The organism is Vibrio sp. BS-M-Sm-2 (genome assembly GCF_041504345.1).
GTDB lineage: Bacteria > Pseudomonadota > Gammaproteobacteria > Enterobacterales > Vibrionaceae > Vibrio > Vibrio satsumensis.
This window is the reverse complement of the sequence record NZ_CP167894.1, coordinates 1,864,569-1,890,703: the sequence shown is the minus strand read 5'-3', so window position 1 is coordinate 1,890,703 and position 26,135 is coordinate 1,864,569. Positions and strand designations below refer to the sequence as shown.

26 protein-coding genes and 1 riboswitch are annotated in these 26,135 nt (G+C 45.2%); of the genes, 19 read left to right on the top strand and 7 right to left on the bottom strand.

All coding sequences use genetic code 11. The features are described from left to right. The first annotated feature begins 2 nt into the window (after nucleotides 1-2). Nucleotides 3-2,420, top strand: coding sequence for a DNA topoisomerase (ATP-hydrolyzing) subunit B (gene gyrB, locus AB8613_RS08520; protein ID WP_057622113.1), 2,418 nt, complete (start codon nucleotides 3-5; stop codon nucleotides 2,418-2,420). A 503-nt stretch (nucleotides 2,421-2,923) separates the two neighbouring features. Next, nucleotides 2,924-3,358, top strand: coding sequence for an Hsp20 family protein (locus tag AB8613_RS08515; RefSeq protein ID WP_009848140.1), 435 nt, complete (start codon nucleotides 2,924-2,926; stop codon nucleotides 3,356-3,358). A gap of 128 nt (nucleotides 3,359-3,486) precedes the next feature. Here the strand turns inward: AB8613_RS08515 and AB8613_RS08510 are convergent, their stop codons facing one another. Beyond that, nucleotides 3,487-4,740: a valine--pyruvate transaminase gene (locus tag AB8613_RS08510; protein WP_372383723.1), complete on the bottom strand. Its 1,254-nt coding sequence runs from the start codon at nucleotides 4,738-4,740 to the stop codon at nucleotides 3,487-3,489. Nucleotides 4,741-5,063: 323 nt separating this feature from the next. Here AB8613_RS08510 and AB8613_RS08505 point away from each other — a divergent pair, with 323 nt between their 5' ends. The 14 genes from AB8613_RS08505 to AB8613_RS08440 are packed head-to-tail and all read left to right on the top strand — an operon-like array spanning nucleotide 5,064 to nucleotide 16,494. Next, nucleotides 5,064-5,300 carry a Flp family type IVb pilin gene (locus AB8613_RS08505; protein ID WP_048662701.1) on the top strand — a complete coding sequence of 79 codons (237 nt, stop codon included), beginning with the start codon at nucleotides 5,064-5,066 and terminating at the stop codon, nucleotides 5,298-5,300. A 35-nt stretch (nucleotides 5,301-5,335) separates the two neighbouring features. Then, nucleotides 5,336-5,734 (top strand): prepilin peptidase, encoded by a 399-nt coding sequence (locus AB8613_RS08500; RefSeq protein ID WP_372384808.1) that lies wholly within the window; start codon nucleotides 5,336-5,338, stop codon nucleotides 5,732-5,734. A gap of 8 nt (nucleotides 5,735-5,742) precedes the next feature. Next, on the top strand, nucleotides 5,743-6,531 hold the full coding sequence (locus AB8613_RS08495) for an RcpC/CpaB family pilus assembly protein (RefSeq protein WP_372383722.1): 789 nt from the start codon (nucleotides 5,743-5,745) through the stop codon (nucleotides 6,529-6,531). A 7-nt stretch (nucleotides 6,532-6,538) separates the two neighbouring features. Beyond that, a complete protein-coding gene (locus tag AB8613_RS08490; RefSeq protein ID WP_372383721.1) occupies nucleotides 6,539-7,864 on the top strand; it encodes a type II and III secretion system protein family protein in 1,326 nt (441 codons plus the stop codon). After that, entirely contained in the window at nucleotides 7,861-8,334 is a 474-nt protein-coding gene (locus tag AB8613_RS08485) for a hypothetical protein (protein ID WP_143691556.1), read from the top strand. Before AB8613_RS08490 ends, AB8613_RS08485 begins: the two co-directional genes overlap by 4 nt. Before the next feature lie 44 nt (nucleotides 8,335-8,378). Then, the gene (locus tag AB8613_RS08480; protein WP_372383720.1) at nucleotides 8,379-9,602 is read left to right on the top strand and encodes a CpaE family protein; all 1,224 of its coding nucleotides are present in this window, start codon (nucleotides 8,379-8,381) and stop codon (nucleotides 9,600-9,602) included. A gap of 5 nt (nucleotides 9,603-9,607) precedes the next feature. After that, nucleotides 9,608-10,891 carry a CpaF family protein gene (locus AB8613_RS08475; RefSeq protein WP_372383719.1) on the top strand — a complete coding sequence of 428 codons (1,284 nt, stop codon included), beginning with the start codon at nucleotides 9,608-9,610 and terminating at the stop codon, nucleotides 10,889-10,891. Nucleotides 10,892-10,895: 4 nt separating this feature from the next. Then, a complete protein-coding gene (locus AB8613_RS08470) occupies nucleotides 10,896-11,810 on the top strand; it encodes a type II secretion system F family protein (protein WP_372383718.1) in 915 nt (304 codons plus the stop codon). Next, nucleotides 11,810-12,727 (top strand): type II secretion system F family protein, encoded by a 918-nt coding sequence (locus tag AB8613_RS08465; protein WP_372383717.1) that lies wholly within the window; start codon nucleotides 11,810-11,812, stop codon nucleotides 12,725-12,727. The genes AB8613_RS08470 and AB8613_RS08465 overlap by 1 nt, the downstream gene beginning before the upstream one ends. Then, a complete protein-coding gene (locus tag AB8613_RS08460) occupies nucleotides 12,720-13,484 on the top strand; it encodes a lipopolysaccharide assembly protein LapB (protein ID WP_048657800.1) in 765 nt (254 codons plus the stop codon). The genes AB8613_RS08465 and AB8613_RS08460 overlap by 8 nt, the downstream gene beginning before the upstream one ends. Then, complete coding sequence (locus AB8613_RS08455; protein ID WP_372383716.1) at nucleotides 13,474-13,959, top strand: TadE/TadG family type IV pilus assembly protein; 486 nt, start codon at nucleotides 13,474-13,476, stop codon at nucleotides 13,957-13,959. Before AB8613_RS08460 ends, AB8613_RS08455 begins: the two co-directional genes overlap by 11 nt. Further along, on the top strand, nucleotides 13,934-14,494 hold the full coding sequence (gene tadF, locus AB8613_RS08450) for a tight adherence pilus pseudopilin TadF (RefSeq protein ID WP_048657798.1): 561 nt from the start codon (nucleotides 13,934-13,936) through the stop codon (nucleotides 14,492-14,494). The genes AB8613_RS08455 and tadF overlap by 26 nt, the downstream gene beginning before the upstream one ends. Before the next feature lie 2 nt (nucleotides 14,495-14,496). Further along, on the top strand, nucleotides 14,497-15,804 hold the full coding sequence (locus AB8613_RS08445) for a pilus assembly protein TadG-related protein (protein ID WP_372383715.1): 1,308 nt from the start codon (nucleotides 14,497-14,499) through the stop codon (nucleotides 15,802-15,804). Nucleotides 15,805-15,852: 48 nt separating this feature from the next. Continuing rightward, complete coding sequence (locus tag AB8613_RS08440) at nucleotides 15,853-16,494, top strand: OmpA family protein (protein WP_372383714.1); 642 nt, start codon at nucleotides 15,853-15,855, stop codon at nucleotides 16,492-16,494. A gap of 25 nt (nucleotides 16,495-16,519) precedes the next feature. Here the strand turns inward: AB8613_RS08440 and AB8613_RS08435 are convergent, their stop codons facing one another. The 5 genes from AB8613_RS08435 to glyQ all read right to left on the bottom strand — a co-directional run bounded on the left by AB8613_RS08435 (nucleotide 16,520) and on the right by glyQ (nucleotide 23,971). After that, nucleotides 16,520-17,899 carry an ATP-binding protein gene (locus AB8613_RS08435; protein ID WP_372383713.1) on the bottom strand — a complete coding sequence of 460 codons (1,380 nt, stop codon included), beginning with the start codon at nucleotides 17,897-17,899 and terminating at the stop codon, nucleotides 16,520-16,522. Between the two features lies 1 nt (nucleotide 17,900). Next, a complete protein-coding gene (locus AB8613_RS08430) occupies nucleotides 17,901-18,581 on the bottom strand; it encodes a response regulator (RefSeq protein WP_048657794.1) in 681 nt (226 codons plus the stop codon). A gap of 116 nt (nucleotides 18,582-18,697) precedes the next feature. Next, the gene (locus tag AB8613_RS08425) at nucleotides 18,698-20,785 is read right to left on the bottom strand and encodes an alpha-amylase (RefSeq protein ID WP_372383712.1); all 2,088 of its coding nucleotides are present in this window, start codon (nucleotides 20,783-20,785) and stop codon (nucleotides 18,698-18,700) included. 202 nt (nucleotides 20,786-20,987) lie between these two features. Then, entirely contained in the window at nucleotides 20,988-23,054 is a 2,067-nt protein-coding gene (gene glyS / locus AB8613_RS08420) for a glycine--tRNA ligase subunit beta (RefSeq protein ID WP_285953984.1), read from the bottom strand. Between the two features lie 2 nt (nucleotides 23,055-23,056). Further along, nucleotides 23,057-23,971, bottom strand: a complete 915-nt coding sequence (gene glyQ, locus AB8613_RS08415) for a glycine--tRNA ligase subunit alpha (RefSeq protein ID WP_372383711.1) — start codon at nucleotides 23,969-23,971, stop codon at nucleotides 23,057-23,059. A 210-nt stretch (nucleotides 23,972-24,181) separates the two neighbouring features. Next, nucleotides 24,182-24,298, top strand: a riboswitch (yybP-ykoY riboswitch). Between the two features lie 93 nt (nucleotides 24,299-24,391). Between glyQ and AB8613_RS08410 the strand changes: the two genes are divergently transcribed. After that, entirely contained in the window at nucleotides 24,392-24,946 is a 555-nt protein-coding gene (locus tag AB8613_RS08410; RefSeq protein WP_017058817.1) for a TMEM165/GDT1 family protein, read from the top strand. Between the two features lie 151 nt (nucleotides 24,947-25,097). Next, nucleotides 25,098-25,352 carry a hypothetical protein gene (locus tag AB8613_RS08405; protein ID WP_017058818.1) on the top strand — a complete coding sequence of 85 codons (255 nt, stop codon included), beginning with the start codon at nucleotides 25,098-25,100 and terminating at the stop codon, nucleotides 25,350-25,352. 83 nt (nucleotides 25,353-25,435) lie between these two features. On the opposite strand, the gene tusA is transcribed toward AB8613_RS08405, so the two are convergent. Beyond that, nucleotides 25,436-25,687, bottom strand: a complete 252-nt coding sequence (tusA, locus tag AB8613_RS08400; RefSeq protein WP_004736675.1) for a sulfurtransferase TusA — start codon at nucleotides 25,685-25,687, stop codon at nucleotides 25,436-25,438. 149 nt (nucleotides 25,688-25,836) lie between these two features. Here tusA and AB8613_RS08395 point away from each other — a divergent pair, with 149 nt between their 5' ends. After that, the gene (locus AB8613_RS08395; protein WP_004736674.1) at nucleotides 25,837-26,022 is read left to right on the top strand and encodes a hypothetical protein; all 186 of its coding nucleotides are present in this window, start codon (nucleotides 25,837-25,839) and stop codon (nucleotides 26,020-26,022) included. The last annotated feature ends 113 nt before the right edge of the window (nucleotides 26,023-26,135 follow it).

Here is a 26,135-nt window from a genome sequence, read left to right as displayed (position 1 = left end):
CTATGTCAGATAATTACGATTCATCGAGTATTAAAGTACTGAAGGGTCTGGATGCGGTACGTAAGCGTCCTGGAATGTACATTGGCGACACGGATGATGGTACCGGTCTGCACCACATGGTTTTTGAGGTGGTAGATAACTCTATTGATGAAGCGCTAGCTGGTCACTGTAATGACATCATTGTAACTATCCATGAAGATAGTTCTGTGTCTGTGAGCGATGACGGCCGTGGTATTCCAACAGAATTGCACCCAGAAGAAAACGTATCAGCAGCAGAAGTAATCATGACGGTTCTTCACGCTGGTGGTAAGTTCGATGATAACTCGTACAAAGTATCTGGTGGTCTGCACGGTGTTGGTGTTTCAGTAGTTAACGCACTTTCTAAGCAAGTTACTCTTACTATCCACCGTGGTGGTAAAATCCACACTCAAACCTACAGCCACGGTGAGCCTCAAGCGCCACTAGCAGTTATCGGTGACACGGATAAAACAGGTACAGAGATTCGTTTCTGGCCGAGTGAAGAAACCTTCACTAACATCGAGTTCCATTACGACATTTTAGCTAAGCGTCTACGTGAGCTATCATTCTTGAACTCAGGCGTGTCAATTAAGCTAATTGACGAGCGCGAAGAAGACAAAATGGATCACTTCGAATACGAAGGCGGTATCCAAGCGTTTGTTGAACACCTTAATACCAACAAAACGCCAATCATCCAAAAAATCTTCCACTTCAACTCTGAGCGTGAAGACGGTATTACCGTTGAAGTTGCGATGCAGTGGAATGACGGCTATCAAGAAAATATCTACTGTTTCACCAACAACATCCCTCAACGTGATGGTGGTGCTCACTTAGCAGGTTTCCGTGCGGCGCTAACGCGTACTCTGAACAGCTTCATGGACAAGGAAGGCTTCTCTAAGAAAGCGAAGACTGCGACCTCTGGTGATGATGCTCGTGAAGGTTTGACGGCGATTGTTTCTGTTAAAGTGCCTGATCCTAAGTTCTCAAGCCAAACTAAAGATAAACTGGTTTCTTCAGAAGTGAAGTCTGCCGTTGAATCTACAATGGGTGAGAAGTTGTCTGAGTTCCTGATTGAGAACCCAGGTGAAGCGAAAACAGTTTGTTCTAAAATTATTGATGCAGCACGTGCTCGTGATGCAGCGCGTAAAGCTCGTGAAATGACTCGTCGTAAAGGCGCATTAGATTTAGCGGGTCTTCCAGGTAAGCTTGCTGACTGTCAGGAAAAAGACCCTGCACTGTCTGAACTATACATTGTGGAAGGAGACTCTGCTGGCGGTTCAGCTAAGCAGGGGCGTAACCGTAAGAACCAAGCAATCCTACCGCTGAAAGGTAAAATTCTTAACGTAGAGAAAGCACGTTTCGATAAAATGCTGTCTTCTCAAGAAGTAGCAACGCTAATCACAGCCCTTGGTTGTGGTATTGGCCGTGACGAATACAACCCAGATAAATTGCGTTACCACAACATCATCATCATGACCGATGCCGATGTCGATGGTTCTCACATCCGTACTCTGCTATTGACGTTCTTCTACCGTCAAATGCCAGAGCTGATTGAACGCGGCTACATCTACATTGCTCAACCACCACTTTACAAAGTGAAGAAAGGTAAGCAAGAGCAGTACATTAAAGATGAAGATGCGATGAACCAGTATCAAGTATCTTTAGCTTTAGACAATGCAGAACTGCACGTAAACCCTGAAGCGCCAGCATTTGCAGGTGAAGGTTTAGAGAAGCTTGTTCAGCAATACAATGCAGGCATCAAGCTCGTTGATCGTATGAGCCGCCGTTACCCACGCGCATTGGTTCACGAACTGATTTACGTTCCTCGTCTAACTGCTGAGCAGTGTCATGATGACGCGGCAGTTGAAGCTTGGGGTAAGCAGCTTGTTGAGCAGCTAAATGCGAAAGAAGTAGGTGCAAGCCAATACAGCCTTGAAGTTGAAAAACACGAAGAATTAGGTTTAAGCGTTCCTAAGATTGTGGTTCGTACTCATGGTGTGACTCATGAACACGTACTGAGCATTGACCTGATTAACTCTAAAGAGTTTGCGAAGTTAGCTGATTTGTCTGAAGCTCTTGATGGCTTGATTGAAGAAGGCGCTTACATTAAGCGTGGTGAGCGTACTCAAGAAGTGTCTAGCTTCGTTGAAGCTCTGAACTGGTTAGTGAAAGAGTCTCGTCGTGGTCTAAGCCTACAGCGATACAAAGGTCTAGGAGAGATGAACCCAGATCAACTTTGGGAAACCACCATGGATCCTGAAACTCGCCGTATGATGCAAGTAACGATTGAAGATGCTGTTGGTGCTGATCTATTGTTTACGACGCTAATGGGTGATCAAGTTGAGCCTCGTCGTAACTTCATCGAAGAGAACGCACTTAAAGTAGCTAACCTAGACGTTTAGTACCTTTGATACTTCGCTCTTTCGCTTAATTTCTGTGTCAGAGGTGCTCACATACATTCGTATGCTCCGCGCCTCTTCCTTGAACTAAAACGAAATAGCTTCGTCTCAAAAAACTAAAATTTTAAAAAGCACTGTCCTTTGGATAGTGCTTTTTTGTATTTGTAAGGTATTGAAAAATATTGGATTGGAAAAATAATTGAAAATAATCCCTTGAAACTATTTTGCTCAATCCACATATCTAGTTGTGAAGAGGATGACTGTCTTGCTCTACAAGAGAAGAAACAGAACCTTCATAACCGTTTCTAGAGTGTCGCTCAATAGAGGATAACTTTGGCAGCACACAACTTAAAAATTGATTCATTGCCATGTCCCAGTGTTGTCGCCAATAGAGGTGAAACCCGAGGAATGCGAATTGAATCTCTTAGCTGTTTACTGGGTCATACACAGGTTCGATCTAAGTAAAGTTCACAGCTAAGACTATTGCTTACTAAAAGGATAGCATTATGAGAACTGTAGATTTCACTCCACTTTACCGCAACGCAATCGGCTTCGATCGTCTATTCAACATGATGGAAGCGAACACATCGAAGAACTCTTCTGGCGGTTACCCTCCATACAACATCGAGCAAAAAGACGAGAACAACTACCGTATTACTATGGCCGTTGCTGGTTTTGCTGATGACCAATTAGATCTAACTCAAAAAGAGAACATGCTAATTGTGAAAGGTGAGCGTAAAGCAGAAGCAGAGAAAACCTTCGTATATCAAGGTATTGCAGAGCGCGATTTTGAGCGCAAATTCCAACTGGCTGACTACGTAAAAGTGGTAGGTGCAAGCATGGAAAATGGTCTTCTTCACATCGACCTAGAACGCGAAATCCCAGAAGCGATGCAACCACGTAAGATTGCTATCAATGGTAATAGCCTACTAGAAGGTTAATTACTGTTAGCTCCTTAGAGCTAAAAACTATCGGGAAGTAAAAGTGAAAGAGCACCTCATGAGGTGCTCTTTTTGTTTGTCCTTCTAACGTCATTCCATAGAGGGAGGAACGACCGATTAGGAAATCTCTATTTGCTTTCGCTGTAAGCCTTTTTCACTTCTTCAGCAATGATCGCAATACCTTTTTGCATTGCTTCATCGTCTTGTACGTAGTTCATACGCAGGCACTGATGAGCATGATCCCACTCGTCTTCTTGGCCGATAAAGAAGTATTCACCCGGAACAATCAATACACCACGAGCTTTTAATCTGTCGTACAGTTCCATTGTGGTGATCGGCAGTTCATCAAACCATAGCCATAAGAAGATAGCGCCTTCAGGTTTGTGAATACGGAAACGTGGGTCATCGATCGCTTGTTGTAGCAGCTCAACCGCGCGCAAAGACTTCTCTTTATAGAAAGGTTTAATCACTTCGCTGCTTAAGCGCAGCAGGTCACCGTTCTCAATCATGTGGTTGGCGATTGCAGGCCCAACACTGCTTGGTGCTAAGCTGATGATGCCATTCATGTTAGTTAGCGCTTGGGTAACCTCTTCGCTCGCAATCACGATACCGCAGCGTACGCCTGGCAAACCAAGCTTAGATAGGCTCATGCACAGAATTGTATTTTCATTCCAGAACGGTTCAACGTCTTCAAAGATGATGTTTGGAAATGGCAGGCCGTAGGCGTTATCGATCAGCAGTGGGATGTTGTTCTCACGCGCCAGCTTATCCAGTTTACGTACTTCTTCGTCGGTCAGTACGTTACCGGTTGGGTTGGTTGGGCGAGACGCACAGATAGCAGCTACTGAGTCATCGACTTTTAGCTGTTCGAAATCGACGTGGTATTTGAACTGTCGGTTTTCTAGCAGCTCGATCTCCGGGTGGTAAGAGATAAAGATGTCGTCATCAATCCCTGCGTCACCGTAGCCGATGTATTCAGGAGCGATCGGCAGCAAGATTTTCTTGTGTGAGCCGTCAGGTTGTTGACCAGCTAGCAGGTTGAATAGGTAGAAGAAACCACTTTGGCTGCCGTTAGTCAGGCTGATGTTCTTCTCGCTGATGTCCCAGCCATAGGTCTCTTTTAGCATTGCAGCTAATGACTTAATGAAGCTGTCTTTGCCCTGTGGGCCATCGTAGTTGGCGAGGGCGGCGATGAGTTCTCCACTGGCGAGCATGTCGGCACTGGCTTGGTTAAAGTAATCGAGCATGGCAGGGATAGCGGCTGGGTTGCCACCACCAAGCATGATTGCGCCAGGAGTGCGCAGGCCATCATTCAAATCATCCATTAAACGAGTGATTCCAGAGTAACGATTAAACTTTTCACCAAACTTAGAGAACTGCATTACTTATTTTACCTAATTCATTGTGATTGCTTGTTACGTGTCATTAAGGCAGACCTTATGTCTGCCATCAGTGTATTCCTTGAACATACCGCAATGTTTTTGCGACGCATAGCGCCAAATGCTCTAACACGGAAAAAACTTTTCTTGTTACCTAGGCTAAATATCACGATTTAACACCCTCAAACTGAACCCAAACTGAATAGAACGACAGTAAACGCCAGAACAACGTGAAGTTGGTCACTCTTTTATTGCTCAAAAATAGCGCAATGAATATTCTCTCTCCCGAAGACAAAACAACCTATTTATCTTTTTTGGAGAAAGTAATGATTACTCAATTATTTGTTAAAGCTCAATTGTTTACTGCGGCATTTAAAAACGACCAACGTGGTGTTACTGCGATTGAATACGCAATTCTTGGTGTGTGCATGTCTGCAATCGTGCTTGCTGTATTTGGTGACGGTTTAACAGCAGCTCTGAACGATGCTGTTGCTGCTATTTCTCAAAACATTACAGATGCAAATACAGTTGAACTTTCTACTGCTGGCTCTGAAGGCTTTTAGTGGAAAACTTATGGTGGCTAATTATTTTAGCCGCCATGGCAATCTACGCCTGTTATACGGATTGTCGATACCGAGAGATCAGCAACCGCTTGGTGTTGTGCATGGCGTTATGGACCTTATCGCGACTGGAGTTTCACAGTGAGGCTCAACACCTAATACATCCGATTGCCGTGCTACTTGCTGGTGGTGTGTTATTTCAGATGAATATACTCGCGGCAGGCGACAGCAAACTATTCGCGGTACTGAGCTTAGCGATCGACTCTAAGTTTATAGCCGTTACGCTGCTGCTTATTGGCTTTTTAGGTGGTGTATTAGCAATTAGTCAGTGGTGGTTAGGACGAATGACTGCCGATATTCGATGGACACAGCGTGGCGTCCCCTATGCAGTACCAATCTGTTTGGCAAGCTTATTAGCTATAGCTGCATCATTATAGGTTAAACAATGAATTCAAAAATCATTCTTGGTCTAGCAGTTGTTGCTATATCTATTGGGCTTTATGGCGTGACACAAACGCCTGCTACGAAAGAAATTCCTGCGCAGTCAGTAAATCAAGTAGAAACGAAGATACTTGCTTGGCAATTGAAGCGGGACGTCGCTCAGGGTGACAAGCTTGTCCGTCGCGACGTTGAAGCCGTTTACTTTACGCGTCAACAAGCTGGTTCACACGGCTTAACTGAAGATACTCGTTTTAATTGGCAGCAAAGTTTGTTTGCCAAACAGGCCTTGCAACAAGGTGGCATTGTGACACCTGAGTTATTGACCTCCCCAGGTCAAGCCGATTACTTGAATACAGTGATTGAGCCAGGGTTTGTGCCTTTTAACGTGACGGTTCCGGGAGAGGATGTCGTTGGTGGCACGATCAGTGTTGGCGACTTGGTCGATATTTCAGTGTTGTCGGCACCTAAGCAAAACTTGGCCAATGATAAGAGAGTCGATGACATTCAACACCTGACTATGGCCCCGTTGCTCGCTCAGGTTCCTGTTTTGGATATGGTCAGTCGACAGCGTTCGGTGAGTACTTTAAGCAGTGAAAAAGTGACCGAGGTGACCTTGGTACTGCAAGTTACCAATAGGCAGGTTGCTCAATTGACGATTGCTAAGCGCATTGCAGAGATTGAAGTGCATAAGTCAATTGGTAAAGAATTTTCGGACGATCTGGAAGCTGACTCAAGTGATGTGATCAGTTTATCTGGTCAACGTGACGAGATACGCGAATATCGGTTTAAGTAGGGCAATCATGATGACTAAACGAATATTAGCCTTTGCTGGGCTGTGGCTGCTATCGCCGCTAGCAGTAGCGGCTAGCCTAATCAACCTTGCTGAGGGGCAGGCTACAACCGTGAATGTTTCCGGTGATGTGGCTTCTGTCTTCATTTCTGACCAAAAGGTCGCGGACTATCAGGTGATAGACGAACACAAAATTGTGGTGTTTGGCCGCCATCTAGGAACCACGACTTTCATCGCCTTTGATCAACAAGGCAACGAACTGGTGAATCAACAACTGGTCGTGAATCGCAGCTATACCGATGTCGAACAGCAGATAAAAATTCAGTATCCACAAGCCAAAGTGACTGTTTATGGCATTGGTGAAAACATCATCTTGAGTGGCCCTGTATCTTCCGAACTAGAGAAAGACAATATTTACCAGATGGTCGGTGAATTATTGGGAAAGGAAGAGGTTGAACAGAACTTCTCTTCTGAAAACGAAGCGCCAGTTGATGACTTAAGCATTGAGTTTATGACCAAGCGTCGCTATCGAGGGGTGGTGAATAACATTGAAGTGAACGCTACCAAGCAGGTCAATGTAAAGCTGACTATCGCCGAAGTATCTCACTCTTTTATCCAAGATTTCGGCATCAAAGTGGGCACTGCTGGTAACGCAGGAATGTTTGTTGATCAGCTTACCCATTTTAGTGCTAGCGATATTGTCTCTGTGATTTCTGCGGTGGGATCGGATCAGGTTGGTCAGATTCTAGCGGAGCCTAATCTATCGGTGATCTCTGGTGAGAAAGCGAGCTTTCTTGTCGGTGGAGAGTTACCGGTCGTGACCAGTAATGATGGTGGCACCAATGTGGACTATAAAGAGTTTGGTGTTCGATTGGAGTTGATGGCGAAGGTGCTAAGAGACGACAAAATTAAGCTAGCACTGACCCCTGAGGTGAGCTCTTTAGATGCTCAATACAGTAACGAACTCTACGATTTACCGGCTCTAAAGACTCGACGCGCACAAACGACGGTTGAGCTGGGGGATGGGCAAAGTTTTGTACTGGGTGGTTTGCTGAATAGTGAAGAGCGCGAATCGCTGACTCGAATCCCGTTTATTGGCGATATCCCGATTCTTGGTGCGTTATTCCGACACACAGGAACGGAACGTAATAAGACCGAGCTCGTGATAGTGGCGACGGTCAACTTAGTTCAACCCGTTAAAGCGAATCAGATCCAACTGCCGATAATGGAAAAAACGGGTACTTTGAAGCGCTTCTTAGCGCTAGACAGTGAATATGACAAAGCCGAACAGCGTTGGGCGAGCGAAATTTTATCTGCCGGAGGCTTTAAACAGTGAAACGTTATTTACTAGGAATGTTATGTGCCTTTGGCATCACCGGATGCGCTGACCATGTCGTTGAACCTGAAGGTACCTCTATCGAAGTGGTGCCGATTCACTATCAATTTAATGCACAGAGTCAGGATCACACTGTAGTTGAGCAGCGCTTTGAAGCCTTTATTCAGCGTTATCAATTAGAGGGCAGTACTGCTCAGTGGCAAATTATCGTGAATGGCTCATCACCTCAGCCGCTAGTGTCAGTGCTGGATGAGGTACTTGCCAATAACCATATTGCTCAGTCGCAGGTGGAGCATCAAGTTAACAACACATCAAATCGTTTTAGCGTGTCTGTGATTGCAACGGATATGCAGGTTCGTCTAGAGGTCTGTCAGCAACAAAAGGTCGGGCATTATGGGTATAGCAAACTTGGTTGCTATACCGACGGTAACCGCTGGCAATCAATGGTTAACCCTGAAAAGTCACTGTAACTCCGTTTACTACAGCTCCTTCAACAAGTTTTAGGTTTACGAATATGTTTAATTTAGTCGATAAGTTGAGTGCTAAGGATGAGCAAACTCCTCAAGTAGATAACCATTGTGCCGTGCTTTTTCAGAGTGAAGATTGCCGAGCTCATTTATACAAAGCCTTTCGTTTTGAAGGCCTGCCTGAGCCTGTCGCTTTTGAAAACCAACCGGCAAGTGCTTTAAAGCTGGCTGAATTCGTGAATTTAAAAGTGGTGATGATTGATCTCAACGATAGCGACAATGTGGTTCGAGATGCTCAGCAGATCGCCTTACAACTTCCGACACACTTGTCGGTTGTGGTTATTGGTAGTGAAGATTCGATCACCACTATCCGTGCTTTAAAGGACTTAGGTTTCTACTATCTATTTTGGCCTGCCAGCGAAGTCGAGGTGACCGATTTTTACCGAAGTGTTTTGCACAATCATATGCAGCGTCAAGGTGTGGCTCGAAACCGTAAGGCTAAGCAAATTGCTTTTGTTGGGGTGAAAGGCGGAGTGGGCACCTCATTGATTGCGAGTGAAGTTTCTCGTTGTTTAGCCAAGCAGCACTCACTACCAACTTTGTTGGTTGACCACACCTATACCGGCAGCAACCTAGACGTAATGCTCGGTTTGAAAAAATTCCAAAAGCGTAACGTACAAAAAGGGACGTTAGTTTCTGCGGTTGATACGGCTTTGGCTTCGAATTTGGTGCAGAGCTTAGAGAACAATCTTTCTATTTTGGCGGTCGAGTCCCAAGACTTCAGTCGTGGCGAATTGCATGAATACACTCAAGCACTGACTAAGCAAGTAGAGCAGAACAGTTCATTCATCATTGAAGACTATTCGCACAGTGCGCTGACCCAACAAGAGTTGTCTCGAGCACTGGCTGATGTTGATTCATTAGTTTTGGTATTTGATGCTACCGTTTCATCGTTGAGAGAGCTCAATCGAATTGTTGGCAGTGTACAAGCTGAATTGCCAACAATGACCATAGTGACGGTAATGAATCACACTCGTCCGAGTAATGCCGCCTCGGTATCAAAAGCCGATGTTGTGAAGCACTTTGGACAAGCCGCTAATTGCCACGTTGAGTTCGATCACAAGGCCAATCAATACCTTCTTCAGGGCGAATTGATCACTGAAACTCGATCTGAGATGCAATTGGGGTTAACGCAGTTGGTGGCGATACTTCTTGGTGAGCAAGTCGTCCAGAAAAGCAAAACGTCATGGCTCTCTTGGCTTAAGAGGTAGTTCGCATGCAACAGTCAAAACAAGTCTATCTTCAACTTCGTCAGCAAATATTTGAAGCTTTGGATGCGAGTGCCATTGAGTCTTTATCCACTCAAGAGTTAGAGAAGCAGCTGAGCCACGCGATTGAGGTGTTGGTTAATCGTGAACAGCTTCCTGTTTCAACATTGGCTAAGCAAGAGTATGTCACCAGTTTAATCAATGAGCTCGTTGGTTTAGGGCCACTTCAAGTGCTGATGGATGACGACAGCATCAGCGATATTATGATCAATGGCCATCAACAGGTCTTTATTGAACGTAATGGTTTGGTAGAGCGTGCACAGGTGCAGTTTATTGATGAACAACAGTTAATCGAGATTGCTAAGCGCATTGCAAGTCGAGTAGGGCGTCGTATTGATGAGTCTTCACCAACATGTGATGCCCGCTTGGAAGATGGCAGTCGCGTTAATATCGTGATCGCGCCGATTGCTCTTGATGGAACCTTGATTTCTATTCGTAAGTTTCGCCATCAAGTGATTAACTTGGACAAGTTAACGGAGCTAGGAGCGCTTAGTGAAGAGATGGCGCAACTATTGGCATTGGCTGCTCGTTGTCGCTTGAATATCTTAATCTCTGGCGGTACGGGTTCTGGTAAAACAACCTTGCTCAATGCGTTGTCACAGCACGTCTCTGAGGTTGAGCGAATTGTCACGATTGAAGATACCGCAGAACTAAGATTACAGCAGCCTCATGTTGCTCGAATGGAAACTCGACTTGCAGGAACCGAAGGCACTGGTGCCATCACTTCTCGAGATTTGGTGATTAACTCACTGCGTATGCGTCCTGATCGCATCATTGTTGGTGAGTGCCGTGGCCCGGAAGCTTTTGAGATGCTGCAAGCGATGAATACGGGACACGATGGTTCGATGTCGACATTGCATGCCAATAGTCCTCGAGACGCAATATCACGTGTTGAGGCGATGGTAATGATGGCGACCAACAATTTGCCTATCGATGCGATTCGTCGCTCTGTGGTGAGTGCAGTCGATATCATCGTGCAAGTTACTCGATTGCATGATGGCTCAAGAAAAATTATCAGTATCTCCGAAGTTGTAGGCCTTGAGGGAGAGAGCGTGGTTCTTGAAGAACTATTTACCTTCCAAATCGAGGGTGCGTTGAGTGATGGAAAGTTGTCGGGACGCTATGTCACTTCAGGGGTCATGAGCCGCTCGGTACTCTTTAAAAAAGCGCACTTTTTTGGGTGTGAACAACAACTACAGCAGTTGATTCATGCGATCGAATTAGTGGGGTAGCAGTGTGTATTGGCTATTAATGTTTTGGGGCGTTGTCCTGCTGCTGGTTGTAATTTTTTCTAATAAGAGTCACTCAATTGATGATTATTTTCCATCAAATGATAAGACAAAAACAGCGTCAACAGCCCCTCGCCAAGCGATTCAACTTAGTCAGATATCCAATGGCTTAGGTTGGTCTTCGATAGCAAGCCTTTTTCATCAAGTTAAGCGACAGTTGGGCTCTTTTGCTGGTGTAAAGGTGGTTTTATTTAGTGGCTGTGTGAGTGTTTTAGCTGGTGCAGTGAACCGCTACCTATTCGGTTTCCCAGCTTGGCTAGTCCTTGGTAGCGCATTGGTTGTAACTTGGGTATGGGGCTTCTTGTGGTTAAAACAGCGTGACCGTAAGCAATTTGAAGAGAGCTTTCCTGATGCATTGAACATGTTGGCTAGCTCTCTATCTGCCGGAGAGAGTATTGGTCGAGGAATTGGTTTTGTCGGCAACAAGCTTCCTGGTGAGGTTGGCAAAGAGTTTAAAAGAATGGCAGAACGCTTGAAGCTAGGTGAGCCGCTGGACGATGTTTTTCGTAAGTCTTGCCAGCGATTTCCTTATCCGTCATTTCATTTCTTTGTGATTACCCTACGTGCCAACATGCAGCGTGGTGGGCAATTGAAAGAGGTCATGTCGCGTCTGAACCGTCAGATGTTCGAAGCTAGAGCGATGGAAAGAAAGAAGTTTGCGATGACTTCAGAGGCGCGTATTTCAGCAAAGATAGTCAGTGCAACGCCGTTTGTCTTTATCTCAATGCTGCCAATACTGAGCCCTGAGAATTTTGATTTCTTGATGTTTACCGACGAAGGTCGCCCGGTTCTATATTACCTGTTGATCAGCGAAAGTATTGGTTTAGCGATCATTTGGATGTTGATGAAGAGGGTGAGGTAATGGCCAATATTATTTCGATTTTAATCGAGCCTCAGTTGCAGTCATTGTTGATTTGGACTTGCCTGTCATTTGGTGTGTTGTTGCTCTGTTATTGGTTAATCACGCAGTACATCGCGCAGCAAAAGCTGGCTAGTATCGCTAGCCAGTTTAAATCGATGACTCAACAACGCAGTCAACGACAGTTACAAATCGATAGCCTCTTATGTCCGCTGACACAATTGGTTAATGCGTCCGACCAACAGATGCAGCAGCGCTTTATTGGTGCGGGTATTTATCAAACACGCTATAGCTCCATGTATATGCCACTCAAATATCTGGTTCTTGCGATAGGTGAAGTGGTGGTCATTGGTGTGTGCTGGTGGTCCGGTGTCGCTATTAATCAGGCTGTCGCTCTGATATGTGGTTGGGCAATGGTTTCTATTGCGCTGCCCGATATGGTACTCGCTCAGCGAACTAAGTGGCGACATCAAAAATTAGTGGGTCAGTTGCCTTACTTGATCGACCTAACGGCGATCTGTGTGCAAAGCGGGATGACGATTGAAGCTTCACTGAAGTATTTAGCACAAGAGATGCAAGGCTTTGATCGTGACTTGGCTTATCTACTGAATAAAACCAATCATCGCGCTCGAGTTGTTGGGATGGAAGAGGCGCTTGAAGAGCTTTATCAACAGGTGCCAAGCAGTGAAATGCGTAGCTTTGTGATGACGTTGACTCAAAGCATTCAACACGGCTCGTCGATTTATCGCATGTTAACTGTATTGGCGAGTGATGTGCGTGAAGTACAAATGCTAGAACTGGAAGAAAAGATAGGGAAGTTAGCCGCCAAGATGTCGATACCATTGATTGTCTTCATCTTGATTCCGATCGTATTCGTTATCGCCGCTCCTGGGGTGATGAGGTTAATGCAAAGTGTTTAAACAATTTCTGATATGTATGCTGCCATTGTGGTTAATGGCATGTAGTTCAACTGCTAATAACTGGCAGCAAGAAGAATCGAAGGAAGCGATTTACCAACAAACCAATAATCACACAAAACTGGTTGCTCTGTATAAAGTTCAGCTCCAACGTGAAGATATCGCCGAAATTAGGCAAAAACTGGCGAGTAGCTATTTAAAATTGGCCGATGCAGAATCCGCTCTTTTTTACATAACTCCTGTTATAGAGAGTGAGAAAGCCTCACTTGAAGCTTACCAAATCCAAGCGCAGGCATACGGTGATATGGGCCAATATCCAGCAGCAATCGCTGCAGCGAAACTGGCATTGGAGTTAGATCCGAGTAATAGCCGCACTGAGAATTTACTCGGCACCTACTATGGTTACAGCTTTCAAACGATGCTAGCGAGACGCTACTTTGAACGCGCTCGTGATCACTTCTATGACGGTGTCACAGTAAACAATAACCTTGCTGTACTGGACATCGCTGAAGGTGATTATCTTACTGCGGCCAAGCGTTTAATGCCGTTGTATAAGAGTCACCAAGCGGATGAAATGGTTATGGCAAATCTGACGCTTAGCATGGCTAAACAAGGCCATTATGCGTTTGTACAACAGGTCTTAAGTGATACCTACAGTCAGCACCAAATAGAAAAGATCTATCGTTCACTGCAGAAGTTCGAACCTATGAGTGCTGATAGCCGCTTAGATACGCTGTCGAGCATTCAATATGAAAAATAAGCAGCGTGGTGTCGCTAGCATAGAGTTTGTTATGGGCTTCTTTGCCTTCTGGCTGATGTGTATGGCGTGGGTGGAGATGAGCTATATGTCTTACATTTCATCTATTAACGATCTTGCTATATCGGAAGTTGCCCGTGAAGCCAAGAAAGGCTCACACGATTATTTGGCTACGGTAGAGCAAGTTTTACATAGAGACGGCAGCATGTGGAATAGTGTGATTGATGGTGATGATTTTCAGGTAACCATTTACTATCTCACATCGGTGGATGAGTTGGTGAAAGTCACCAATCAGTGCCAGATAGCACCGGGTGAGTCCTATAAAGAGTGTGGTGATGAGCAGAACTCGTCGTTGGCTATTTATCGACTCACCTATCCATTCACCCCAATTTTTAGTTACTTCTTAGGTCTAGACGGATTACTAAGCCGAGAAATGGTCGTGGTTCAAGAGTATGAAAGATCTAAGTTTGAAGTCTAACTCGCGAAAGTGTCAGCAAGGCATATTCAGTATCGAGTTTGCCATTGTAGGGTTCTTTTTTAGTTTGCTGTTGGTATTCAGTGGTGACGTGATCATCAAGCTTTCCGTTAAAGGTAAGTTGGATCGTTTGTCCTATTCGCTGGTGAATGTTGTCAAAGAACGCACGCAGCTTTATGACTCTAGTGTGCTCTTAACCTCTAAGCAGGTTGATGAAATAGACACGATAGCTCGTCACTCCTTACAACGTACCTTTGGTAATTATGACGCTTCGCGTTATGGCTTGTTGGTTGAAGAGCAAAGCTTTACTGGGATTGGCCAAGCTTCACCGAGCATTCGGGAACGTCGTGGAGATCTAAGCTGCAGTGTTGCCAAGCCCATTAGTGAATTACAGCATCTGTCTGTGGTGAGTGTTTGGGGGCACCAGATGCCTCTTTATCGTGTAACGCTCTGCTATCGAACTAATAATTGGTTTGGTGAACTGGTTGGTACTGACTTTACCGACGTGATGTCAGATTCTGTCGTGATTGGGAGGTAAACATGAGTCTATCTTTGGCTAAACAGTCTGGCCATGCTGCGATCTTGTTCGCGATATGTATCCCCGTGTTATTTGGTGTGTTTATGTTGGGCTCTGATGGCGCACGTGCTTTACAGACAAAAGCGAGATTAGAAGAAGCAGCAGAAGCGGCAGTATTGGCGGTATCTGCAGAAGACAGTGAAAACCACTCGTTGGCTCAGTCTTATATCGATCACTACCTCTACGATATGGATACCTTGCTTGATGTTGAGGTTAATAAGCTATCGTGCGATCAAATTGCAGATTGTACCCAGCAGGCTGAACAAGGTGGAGCTCGCTATTTTGAATACCGAGTTGCCGGTCGAACGCAGCACCAATCGTGGTTTCCGGGGCAAGGTGTGATCGTGGGATTTGGTGACACCTTTGATGTGACTGGTTCTTCAAAGGCTCGAAAGTTTCAAAGCAAGATTGTTGATATCACCTTTGTCGTCGATTTCTCTGCATCAATGAACGATGACTGGAGTGGCGGTAAAAAAAGTAAGATTGAAGACCTCAAAGACACGCTAGAACTGGTGACTGATGAACTAGGAAAATTTAATGCGGTGACGCCAGGTATAAAGCACCGAGTTTCTCTCACAGGGTATAACCGACGTACCGTGAACGCTAATACTGCTGGCAAACTGGTATTTCGAGATCAACGCATCGTTACCAAAATGGGTGAGTATGACAAAGATGATGTCGTGAACTTTAACAAGACAATTGAGCAACAATTCAAGGTGAAGGGAGCTGCCAAACGAATTCCGAACGGAGATGAAGACGCGGTATTTACCGATATTTTCTATACCGAGGATTTTGATGGGTTTATGAAAAAAGTCAGAACCTTCAAGGCATCTGGTGGTACTGCTTCGTTACAAGGAATTATTCGCGCAGGGCAGATTGTGACGTCATTGGCGAAGAACCCGAACCAACTGATTATCATCTTGTCGGATGGTGAGGATTGGAATCACTACGCTGGACAAACCAACAAGTTAGTGAATAAAGGTATGTGCACCAACATCAAGAATATGATCAATGGTGGCAAGGTTTCAGCAGATAATCTTAATGATGATATCGCTGTTGTCGATGGAGTGAGCCCAGGGAAGTTTACTAGTTGGGGCGAGGCGATGAACGCTCGTATGTCGGTGATCGGCTTTGATTATGATTTACATGCCAACACAGGGCTACTTAATTGCGTAGGTAAAGACAACGTTTTTAAGGCTGAAAATAAGCAAGACATCTTGAATAAAATCTTAGCCCTAGTCACCGAAGAAGTTGGTCACTTAGCACAGTAACCTGTGTTAATGATTCGAGACAATAGAATGAATACCGAGAGAATGAACATGAAAAATTTTGTATTGATAGCGCTTTTAGTGGCGTTACCTTTTTCAGCAATCGCATCGCCATCTAACTTGGATACCAACGAGTTACTTTACCAATATTGTGATACTGGCCGCTCCGAGTTTGAGCAGTCGGTTACGGTTGGGCAAGGTACTAAGGTTATGTACCATCAGGGGCCTTTCATGCAGGTATCGGCAACGGTTGATAATCAGGCTCTGGTTGAGTTAATTCAAGGCAAGCTTACTCAATCTGATCTCAGCAATAGCTGTACTCAGTTTCTGTTGAGCAGAGCCGTCATCGAAGATGAAAATCAAACCAGTGACCTGGTTGCCAGAGTGTTGTTTGATTTTGATAAGGATGAACTGAATAAACAGTCGCGCTATTTGTTACTTAAGCTCGGAGCGAAGTTAGAGCAACAGGTGCCCGAATTGAGTGTTGTGGGTAACACCGACTCGAAAGGATCGGGGAAATACAATTTGAGCTTGGGTTTAAAGCGTTCAGAGTCAGTTGTTACGTATCTGCGTGAGCATGGGGTTCCTGTTGAACAAATTACGGTAACCTCGCAAGGTGAGAAAGCTCCGATTCAAAGTAATGACTTGGAGACTGGCCGTCATCTGAATCGTAGAGTCGATATTCAATCTTAACCTATCTTTAATTTATGGCTTATAGCTAGGGCTGCGGAAGTAAAATCCTCAGTGAGACACCCATGGATGGGTCTTCTGGTGTCTCAAACCAAATTGCCCCTTTGTAGCTGTGAATTATCTCATCACATAGTGCCAAGCCTAACCCTGTGCCTGGGTTTTGTTGGTCAGCTCTTACACCTCGTTGAAATAAGCTCTGGCTAGTATTACTGTCGATAGCTGGGCCATCATTACTGATCTCAACCATAATCTGATTATCAATATTAGTAACCTTGAACAAGATCGACTGATCAGCAAAACGGTAGGTGTTTTCTAATATGTTACCCATTATTTCCATTAGGTCATCTTTACTTAATGGCAGGGTTTGGTTATCTGGATAGTCAGAGACAAATTGGATCGACTTGTCAGTATAAATTTTGGTGAACATACCAACCAAGCTATCTAATACAGGCTTAAGTAGGGTGTCATTGGTGGTGATACCTTTCACTCCTAATGATGCTCGCTTTAACTGACCTTGGATAAGGCTATCCATTTCGAGTAATTGTTGATTGATTTGATGGTTTTTAGTGGGTGATGAATCGTCTAGTAGTGCTTGGGATACAGCAACACGAGTCTTCAAGCTATGGGCGAGATCGTTCAGTGACCGTTTATAACGTTCCTGATTTTCCTTTTGCTGGAACAATAGCTCATTCAGTGCACTAGTCACATTGTGCAGGTCTTCTGGGTAGCTTTCTGCTAGCTGGTTCTGCTTACCCTGTTTTATTTCGTGCAGCTCTTTTTCTAAGCGAGCAAAGGGGGCAAAGCTGATGCGATAGAAGAGTAAAAGCAGGGCACTGATTAATGTCAGGGCTACTATCAATACACCTATCGTGGTGTATTTTAGTTGCTTTATTGGTTCCATCTCATGTTCGACTCTTTGAGTAAGGATTACCTTTCCATCTTCTTGATCTTTAAAACCTTTCCATAGCATTGTGTGGACGATAAACGCGGCTCCACTCGGTTTCTCTACTAGCCGAATTGTATCGATTGGAAAATTGAGATCAGTACACAGGTTGTCTATTTGAGGACGTGAGATACCTAACTTTGCCAGCTGTTTGGTTCTTCGCTCAACGTCGATTGAAGTCCAAACTTGATGGCTGTTGTGGTCACATAAGATGACGCTGGTATTAGGTGACTCTTTGGCATAAAAGCGATTCCACTCAGTGAGTGGCGGGATCTCACCCGAGGAGAGGAGTTCGTTGACAATTGAAGGTAACTCTCGGAGCGTGTTTTTAGAATAGTCTTCAAACAGCTGGTGTTTTTGGGTGTTGTAATAGAACCAAGTGCTAGTCAGTACCATAGTAAAAAGAATGGAAGCAGCAGTGGCAAAGGTACGTCGTCTAAACTGGGTTTTATACAGTCTTTTCATATCATTTCGCTTCTATTTCGAATCGATAGCCTTGTCCTCGAACCGTGCTGATCAGTTTTTCTTCGGTATGTTGAGCAAGCTTTTTACGCAGCCGCGAAACGATCACTTCAATGTTATTAAGCTGAATGCCTTCTCCTTGGTCGTACAGCGAGTCCAAGATTTGTTGCTTGGAGACGATCTTCAAACTATGACGAATTAGATACTCGAAGATTTGGTATTCGAGTGCCGTGAGGTCGAGCAGCATTTCATTGTAGGTAATGCTTTTGGCTTGAGTATCAAGAGTCAGTGATTGCGCCTTGATTTGAGAGGCTGCAAATCCTTGATTTCGACGTACAAGTGCTTCAAGTCTGGCGAGCAGTTCTTCAAATTGAAATGGCTTGGTTAGGTAATCGTCGGCGCCACAGTTGAGCCCTTCAACTTTATCCTGCCAGTCACCGCGAGCGGTTAAAATCAGAATAGGAACTGTAATCTCTTTGCGGCGTATCTGCTTAATCAGCGTAAAGCCGTCGAAATCTGGCAGGCCAAGATCGATGATCATGACATCGGTATTGGGTTGTTTTTGAATGGTTTGTAGACAGGCCGATGCAGTTTTCTCTGCGTAAATGGTATGGCCAAGATCACCAAGTTGAGACGAGAGGTGATGATTTAATATCTCATTATCTTCAACCAAAACAACCAGCATTCAATATCCCTATATACAATAAGATTCAACTACATAGAGCTTACACTAGCTTAGGATAAAAAAAGGAGAAGCCTAAGCTTCTCCTTGAGTTTCTGCTGTTTTATGTCACTCGGCGTTTACTTAGAACCGGTATAAACAACCAATACTTTGTCATCTTGGTATTGGCGTTCGAACGCATAGTAGCCCTTACTATTGCGGATGATGTGCTTGCCTTGAGCAACCGCTGGGTGGCGTTGGCGGAATTGACCAAGCGCTTGCCAGTGTTCCAGCAACTCCGCTCGTTCGCCTATAATTTTATCCCAAGGCATATCTGAACGAGTACCTTGCATTGGGTCCGATCCTGTTGGGCCGAAACCGCGCGCAATCTCATCCCCGTAATAGATCTGCACTGCGCCGGGAGCCAGCATTAATGCATTCGCTGCTTTGGTCTGTTTGGCAAAGTCACTGCCGTGCTGCGTCCAGAATAGCGAGGTGTCGTGAGACGATAGGTAACTCAACACGTTGAACTCGCTGTCATTGTTGATCTTCTCAGCGTAGCGAAGGTAATCAGCATCAAGATCAGATAGGCACTTAAGCGCCTTAGGGGCGATGTCGCTCTGGAATTCAAAGTTGATGATCGAATCAAAGCCGTTAGCGAAGTAATCGGATTTAACCACGCTGTGTGCCCATACTTCACCTGTCATCCAAAATGGTAGGTCATCCAAGGCTTTGTCTGGGTTGTTTTGCTTCCATTCTGCAAGCGCTTGATTGGTGCTCTCCTTCAATTCAGCCCAAGCGTCCAGTTCAACGTGCTTGGCGGTATCAACCCTAAAGCCATCAACGCCGTATTCACGCACCCAATCAGATAACCAAGTGATTAGGTGGTCGCGAGGTGTTTTGAGTTCATCAATCGCGCTGGTGGACTTATTGCGGTAGAAGTTCGGTAGTCCGGTGGTTTCTGTCGATTCTGTTTTGATATCGGGCAGGTGCGCCAAAGACATGGTTAGGTTGTTGTAACCCGGAGAGTCATAAGCGCCGATATCGCTGCGCAGCCATGCCTTGCCCCACCATTTTTCCCACGCTTCTTTATCGCTGTATGAGATGTAGTTATTGAAGTAGTGCCAGTTCTGGCCTTTAGAGGGTTGCCAGTCTGTCCAGTTTTCGCCAAGTGTTTTTTTGGCTTGTTCATCGGTGAGGTTGAGCTTACCAAAGTCGAACTCTTGCATATCAGCAAGTGTGGCGTAGCCAGTGTGGTTCATTACCACGTCCCAAACGACACGAATGCCTTTGCTATGCGCGGTATCGATGAAGGTTTTCAGTTCGTCTTCGGTACCCATGTTGTCATCAAGCTTAGTCCAGTCTTGATGGTAGTAACCATGGTAGCCATAGTGTTTGAAATCACCGCGATCACCACCGCCAACCCAGCCGTGGATCTGCTCTAACGGAGACGTTATCCAGATAGCGTTAGCACCGAGTGATTCAATGTAGTCGAGCTTTTCGGTTAAGCCTGCTAAGTCACCACCGTGGAAGGTGCCGATTTCATCTTGTCCGTCTTGGCTGCGACCGTAGCTGTTGTCGTTGTCAGGGTTACCGTTGTGGAAGCGGTCGGTCATCACGAAGTAAACCGTGGCGTTATCCCAACTAAATTCAGCTTTGGTTTCGGGCTCAACCTTTTCTAGCAACAAGACACCTTGGCTATTTTCTGCTGGCTGCATGGTGACGCTGCCGTTAGCGACAGTCGCTTGTGTTCCGGAAAGGGCATCTCTCACCAAGGTGCCATCATCAAAGGTTTGAGCAACGTCGATGGTCGTTGGCTCGTCACTAGGAACCGGACAAGCAAAGCTTTGTACTTGTTGTTGCTTTGGCTTTATCTGAACCGTCAGCTCATTGGTTTGTGGGTTGAGCGTAAACTGGTAGGTGTTAGCGCGAAAGACCTTGATATCTAATTCAGACTTCTCGGCGCAGTCGTCTAGACGAAGGGGTTTATTGAATTTGATGCGGTTTTCTTCAGCCAGCGCATAGTTGGTGCCACAGGTATTTTGAGTATCGCTGATAGAGAAGGTATAGCTACCTTTGGCGAGTTCCTGTTCAGCAATAACAGTGCCTTTTCCTGTCGATTCAAATATGACAGTGTTGTTATCAATCGTCAGCAATAAGCTGTCATCACTGGTTTGGCTGCATGCGCTGAGTGCGAGTATTGAAAGCGCGAGTACTGTTTTTCTCATTGTTCCCTTCCCCTGAATAAACAGGTCAGTTATAGCAAACAATGCCCTCTACAGTCTGAGCGCTGATTCATTCAGATAATCAATAACACCTCTACAAACAAATGCTTGGTTCACAAAAACAAAAAGGGAAGCTTTCGCTTCCCTTTGGGTGTTTACCTTTGGTTACTCTGAGTTGGACTTAGAGCACCTGTCTCACTCGTGCTTATTTTTGCAGTAGAGAGATGTCAGCAATTTGTAGGAACAGGTTACGTAGGTTGTTCAGTAGCGTTAGACGGTTCTTCTTAAGCGCTTCGTCATCAGCCATCACCATTACGTTATCGAAGAATGCATCAACAGGTTCACGTAGGTCAGCAAGTTTGCTTAGGGCTTCTTGGTAGTTGCCTGTTGCGAATGCAGGCTCTAGTGCTTCTGTCATTACTTCAACGTTTTCAGCCAGTGCTTTCTCTGCGTCTTCTTGAAGAAGCGTTAGGTCTATTTCAGCTGGTAGCTCGCCATCGAATTTCGCAAGGATGTTACCTACACGCTTGTTCGCTGCTGCTAGTGCTTCTGCTGCTTCCAGTTCACGGAAGTGAGAAACCGCTTTAACGCGTTGGTCAAAGTCAGCTGGCTTAGTTGGACGACGTGCTAGTACCGCTTGGATGATATCAACGCTGAAACCAGCATCTTGGTACCATGCGCGGAAACGACCTAGCATGAAGTCGATAACGTCAGCTTCTACGTTTTCGTTAGTCAGCTTGTCGCCTAGTAGCTCTTTCGCTTTACCGATCAGATCGGTTAGGTCTAGGTTGTAGCCGTTTTCAACGATGATACGTAGTACACCTAGTGATGCACGACGTAGCGCGAATGGGTCAGAACCTTTTGGTGCTTGGCCTATACCGAAGATACCTACGATAGTGTCTAGCTTGTCTGCCATTGCAACTGCAGAAGAGATACCTGTGCTTGGTAGATCGTCACCAGCGAAACGAGGCATGTACTGCTCGTAAAGTGCTAGTGCAACTTGCTCGTCTTCACCATCATGAGTCGCGTAGTGCATGCCCATTACACCTTGTGTATCCGTGAATTCGAATACCATAGATGTCATTAGGTCACACTTCGCCAGTAGACCTGCGCGCTTAGATTTCTCAACGTCAGCATCGATTTGCTCGGCGATGTAGCCAGCAAGTTCTGTGATGCGGTCTGTTTTGTCTTTGATAGTACCAAGCTGCTTCTGGAAGATAGCTTGGTCTAGCTCAGCAAGACGATCGATTAGCGGACGCTTACGGTCGGTGTTGAAGAAGAACTCAGCATCAGCAAGACGCGGACGTACCACTTTCTCGTTACCTTCGATAACGTGACGAGGCTCTTTAGACTCGATGTTTGATACGAAGATAAAGTTAGGAAGTAGCTTCTTGTTTTCGTCGTAAACAGGGAAGTACTTTTGGTCACCCTTCATGGTGTAAACCAAAGCTTCAGAAGGTACTTTTAGGAACTCTTCTTCAAACTTCGCTGTAAGTACTACTGGCCATTCAACTAGAGACGTTACTTCTTCAACAAGGTCATCTTCTAGGTCAGCTTTACCGCCAACCGCTGCTGCCGCTTTTTGAGAGTCAGCAAGGATGATCGCTTTACGCGCTTCGTAGTCTGCCATTACTTTACCGCGCTCTTCTAGGATCGCAGGGTATTGGTCAGCAGAATCGATTGTGAACTCTTGTTCGCCCATGAAACGGTGGCCACGGATAGTACGAGCAGATGCTACGCCAAGGATTTCGCCTTCAACAAGTTCATCACCTAGTAGTACTGTCAGTGTTTTCACTGGACGGATAAATTGAATGTCTGAGTTACCCCAGCGCATTGCTTTAGGGATTGGTAGGCCTGCTAGTGCTTTCGCAGCGATGTCCATCACCAATTCTTGAACAGGTTTACCAGCCACTTCTTGTTTGAAAAGAAGCCACTCGCCTTTGTCTGTTTTTAGACGGTCAGCTTGATCAACAGTAATGCCGTTACCACGAGCCCAACCTTGTGCTGCTTTAGTCGCGTTGCCTTCAGCATCGAATGCAACAGAAACAGCAGGACCACGTTTTTCAACGACTTTGTCTGCTTGTCCTTCAGCCAGTGCTGTTACTTTAAGTGCTAGACGACGAGGTGCTGCGTACCACTTGATGCCTTCGTGAGAAAGCTCAGCCGTTTTAAGACCTGCTTCAAAGTTAGAAGCAAATGCTTCTGCTAGAGAACGAAGTGCTGTTGGTGGAAGCTCTTCCGTACCCAGTTCAATTAGAAAATTCTTCGCCATGATTATTTGTCCTTCTTACACATTGGGAAGCCAAGCGTTTCACGTGACGCGTAGTACGCCTCAGCAACTGATTTAGTCAGGTTGCGGATACGAAGGATGTAACGTTGACGCTCTGTTACAGAGATAGCTTTGCGCGCATCAAGGATGTTGAATGCGTGACCTGCTTTTAGAATGCGCTCGTAAGCTGGAAGCGGAAGTGGCTTCTCAAGCTCAAGTAGCTCTTTACACTCTGTCTCGCACTGGTCGAAGAAAGTGAATAGGAAATCTACGTCTGCGTGCTCGAAGTTGTAGGTTGATTGCTCAACTTCGTTTTGGTGGAAGATGTCACCGTAAGTTACGTTAGAACCGTCTGGTGCTATGTTCCATACTAGGTCGTAAACAGAATCTACTTCCTGGATGTACATTGCTAGACGCTCGATACCGTAAGTGATCTCACCTGTTACAGGCTTACACTCAAGACCGCCAACTTGTTGGAAGTAAGTGAATTGAGTCACTTCCATACCGTTTAGCCATACTTCCCAACCAAGGCCCCATGCGCCTAGTGTTGGGTTTTCCCAGTTATCTTCAACGAAGCGAATGTCGTGAACAAGCGGGTCGACACCAAGAACTTCAAGAGAGCCTAAGTACAACTCCTGGATGTTATCTGGAGAAGGTTTTAGAGCTACTTGGAATTGATAGTAGTGCTGCAGGCGGTTCGGGTTTTCACCGTAACGACCATCGGTCGGACGACGAGAAGGTTGAACGTATGCCGTAGACATTGGCTCTGGGCCAAGTGCACGTAGACATGTCATTGGGTGAGAGGTGCCAGCACCTACTTCCATATCTAGTGGTTGAACAATGGTACAACCGTTTTGTGCCCAGTAATCCTGCAGCGCGAGGATCATTCCCTGGAAGGTTTTGATATCGTATTTTTGCATAGTCAGGTTCGCGCGATTCTTTTAAATGAATGATAAAAATAACCTCTGAGTATACCGAGATATTGGTAAAGCGAGTAGGGGTAATCTTGTTTAATTAGTGGTCTAAAATGTCGTTTAGTGGATTTTTTTGCCTTTAATCTTTGTTTTTCGGCACAAGTGGATATTTTGATAACTTTGACACTTGTGTTTGAAAGCATGGGCTATTAAAATCTCGCGGTCTTTGGGGAGTAGCTTACTTATTCATATCCTATTGAATGAGTTCGTTCGTCAACATAATTGATGCAAAATCATCATGGCGTTCGAGGCAACCACCACCTTGGTGGTGCTTAGCAAGACCATAGACAAGCATCGTGAACCGGGATGGGGCGCGAGGTTTGTCTTTGGTTAAATATAATAATCCCCATCCCAAATGAGCATGTCGTGAGCGTTTTAGCAATTTCAATTACAACTGTCGCCTTAGCCGAGATCGGTGATAAGACTCAGTTGCTATCACTTTTATTAGCCAGTCGATATCGCAAGCCGATACCTATCATCGCAGCTATCTTCTTTGCCACCATTGCCAATCATGCCCTTGCAGCATGGCTCGGGGTCGTGGTTGCTGATTATCTTTCACCTGAAGTATTAAAGTGGGTGCTGGTGGTCAGTTTCATTGCGATGGCTGGCTGGATTTTGATTCCCGATAAGTTAGATGACGATGAACAGATCTCAAACCGAGGACCGTTTGTCGCCAGTTTTATCGCTTTCTTTATTGCTGAGATCGGCGATAAAACCCAAATTGCGACCTCTATCCTAGGGGCTCAATATGCGGATGCATTAGCGTGGGTGATTCTGGGTACAACCATTGGTATGTTGCTGGCAAATGTGCCTGTGGTGATCATCGGTAAGCTGTCTGCTGATAAGATGCCTCTTGATCTGATTCGTAAGATCACAGCCTTGTTATTCGTGGGTTTAGCTATCGCTGCGGCTTTCTATTGATAGGTGGTATTGAGTCTTATTATACTCAATCAGTAGAGTAATGTGTTGTAGGTCATACTCTTACAGTATTGTGGGGTTTATCGAGCGAACGGACATATAACTGTCATACTTGTCATGATATTTTAATCTTGTGAGTTAAGAACACGAGGGCATGATTATGTTGACGCGTTATATGGGTATTACTCCACAAAGCCAAAGTTATCTATTTACCTTTGGTCTTGCACTTACATTATTAGGCATGGTGTTGACGGACATGTGGCTGCCAATGGTCGCGGGTGCCATCATCATGACTGCGCTTGCGGTAGAGGCTTGGATTCGGGTCGCGCATATTATTCCGATGCGCAAAGATATCCGAGAAATTCAGCATCAGCTGGAGCATCTGCAAAACAAGTCTAGAAGCGAATAAACAAAAAGCCGCTGGTACTCTGAGTTCTGTTTAAGAACATAAGGTACCAGCGGCTTTTTTGATACTTGATAGTCGGTGGGGCGCTACGCCTCCAATCCCTTTCTGATCAAATACTGGTAAGGCAACGTTTCTGTTGCTTGGCCTACCAACTGGTGATCCATGAATCGACAAAAGCTCGGAATATCTCGAGTTGTCGAAGGGTCGTCAGCTTTTACCAGTAACACATCGCCATCCTGCATGTTTCTAATTGTCTTCCTGACCATCATTACTGGCTCTGGGCAACGCAGGCCTTCAGCTTCTAAAGTATGGGTTGCCAGTTCAGGTTTGAATGTCATGGTTTGTATCTCTATATCTATCTAACGAGTGAATAATACGTCTGCAGAAAAAATATGCAATAAGTGCTTGGCAAACAGAATCATTTCCTATAACTTAGTTAACAAGTTGATAACAACTTGAAACAAAGGCAACTAGCTAAGGAGTGGCGATGTTGACAGGATTAGATAGATTAACAATTTATTCGGTTCTCTGTTTTATTTCTTTTTGTGCGTTAGTACTACGCTCATCGACAGAGACCTCACTGATGCCAATCTTTGGCATAGTAGCAACGATTATTGGTATTTGGGTAGAGATGCGCCGTTGGCAAGGCATAGCCGAGGAGCAAGAGCACTAACCCGGATACAACAAGCAAATTCCGATACGACAACATTCCGACACTATCCCCAGATTTTCTTGGGCTTCCCCGCGTAATTGCGGGATTTTTTTTATCTAAAGCATGCTATAAAC

Excerpts from the sequence above, each read along its gene's own strand:
- AB8613_RS08505 (WP_048662701.1), top strand. The coding sequence starts at position 5,064 with ATGATTACTCAATTATTTGTTAAAGCTCAATTGTTTACTGCGGCATTT.
- AB8613_RS08440 (WP_372383714.1), top strand. The coding sequence starts at position 15,853 with ATGAAAAATTTTGTATTGATAGCGCTTTTAGTGGCGTTACCTTTTTCA.
- AB8613_RS08495 (WP_372383722.1), top strand. The coding sequence starts at position 5,743 with ATGAATTCAAAAATCATTCTTGGTCTAGCAGTTGTTGCTATATCTATT.
- AB8613_RS08500 (WP_372384808.1), top strand. The coding sequence starts at position 5,336 with ATGGCAATCTACGCCTGTTATACGGATTGTCGATACCGAGAGATCAGC.
- AB8613_RS08510 (WP_372383723.1), bottom strand. The coding sequence starts at position 4,740 with ATGCAGTTCTCTAAGTTTGGTGAAAAGTTTAATCGTTACTCTGGAATC.
- AB8613_RS08435 (WP_372383713.1), bottom strand. The coding sequence starts at position 17,899 with ATGAAAAGACTGTATAAAACCCAGTTTAGACGACGTACCTTTGCCACT.
- tusA (WP_004736675.1), bottom strand. The coding sequence starts at position 25,687 with ATGACATTCAAACCTGAACTGGCAACCCATACTTTAGAAGCTGAAGGC.
- AB8613_RS08445 (WP_372383715.1), top strand. The coding sequence starts at position 14,497 with ATGAGTCTATCTTTGGCTAAACAGTCTGGCCATGCTGCGATCTTGTTC.
- gyrB (WP_057622113.1), top strand. The coding sequence starts at position 3 with ATGTCAGATAATTACGATTCATCGAGTATTAAAGTACTGAAGGGTCTG.
- AB8613_RS08515 (WP_009848140.1), top strand. The coding sequence starts at position 2,924 with ATGAGAACTGTAGATTTCACTCCACTTTACCGCAACGCAATCGGCTTC.
- AB8613_RS08455 (WP_372383716.1), top strand. The coding sequence starts at position 13,474 with ATGAAAAATAAGCAGCGTGGTGTCGCTAGCATAGAGTTTGTTATGGGC.
- AB8613_RS08475 (WP_372383719.1), top strand. The coding sequence starts at position 9,608 with ATGCAACAGTCAAAACAAGTCTATCTTCAACTTCGTCAGCAAATATTT.
- AB8613_RS08425 (WP_372383712.1), bottom strand. The coding sequence starts at position 20,785 with ATGAGAAAAACAGTACTCGCGCTTTCAATACTCGCACTCAGCGCATGC.
- glyQ (WP_372383711.1), bottom strand. The coding sequence starts at position 23,971 with ATGCAAAAATACGATATCAAAACCTTCCAGGGAATGATCCTCGCGCTG.
- AB8613_RS08405 (WP_017058818.1), top strand. The coding sequence starts at position 25,098 with ATGATTATGTTGACGCGTTATATGGGTATTACTCCACAAAGCCAAAGT.
- AB8613_RS08430 (WP_048657794.1), bottom strand. The coding sequence starts at position 18,581 with ATGCTGGTTGTTTTGGTTGAAGATAATGAGATATTAAATCATCACCTC.
- AB8613_RS08490 (WP_372383721.1), top strand. The coding sequence starts at position 6,539 with ATGATGACTAAACGAATATTAGCCTTTGCTGGGCTGTGGCTGCTATCG.
- glyS (WP_285953984.1), bottom strand. The coding sequence starts at position 23,054 with ATGGCGAAGAATTTTCTAATTGAACTGGGTACGGAAGAGCTTCCACCA.
- AB8613_RS08480 (WP_372383720.1), top strand. The coding sequence starts at position 8,379 with ATGTTTAATTTAGTCGATAAGTTGAGTGCTAAGGATGAGCAAACTCCT.
- AB8613_RS08465 (WP_372383717.1), top strand. The coding sequence starts at position 11,810 with ATGGCCAATATTATTTCGATTTTAATCGAGCCTCAGTTGCAGTCATTG.
- tadF (WP_048657798.1), top strand. The coding sequence starts at position 13,934 with ATGAAAGATCTAAGTTTGAAGTCTAACTCGCGAAAGTGTCAGCAAGGC.
- AB8613_RS08395 (WP_004736674.1), top strand. The coding sequence starts at position 25,837 with ATGTTGACAGGATTAGATAGATTAACAATTTATTCGGTTCTCTGTTTT.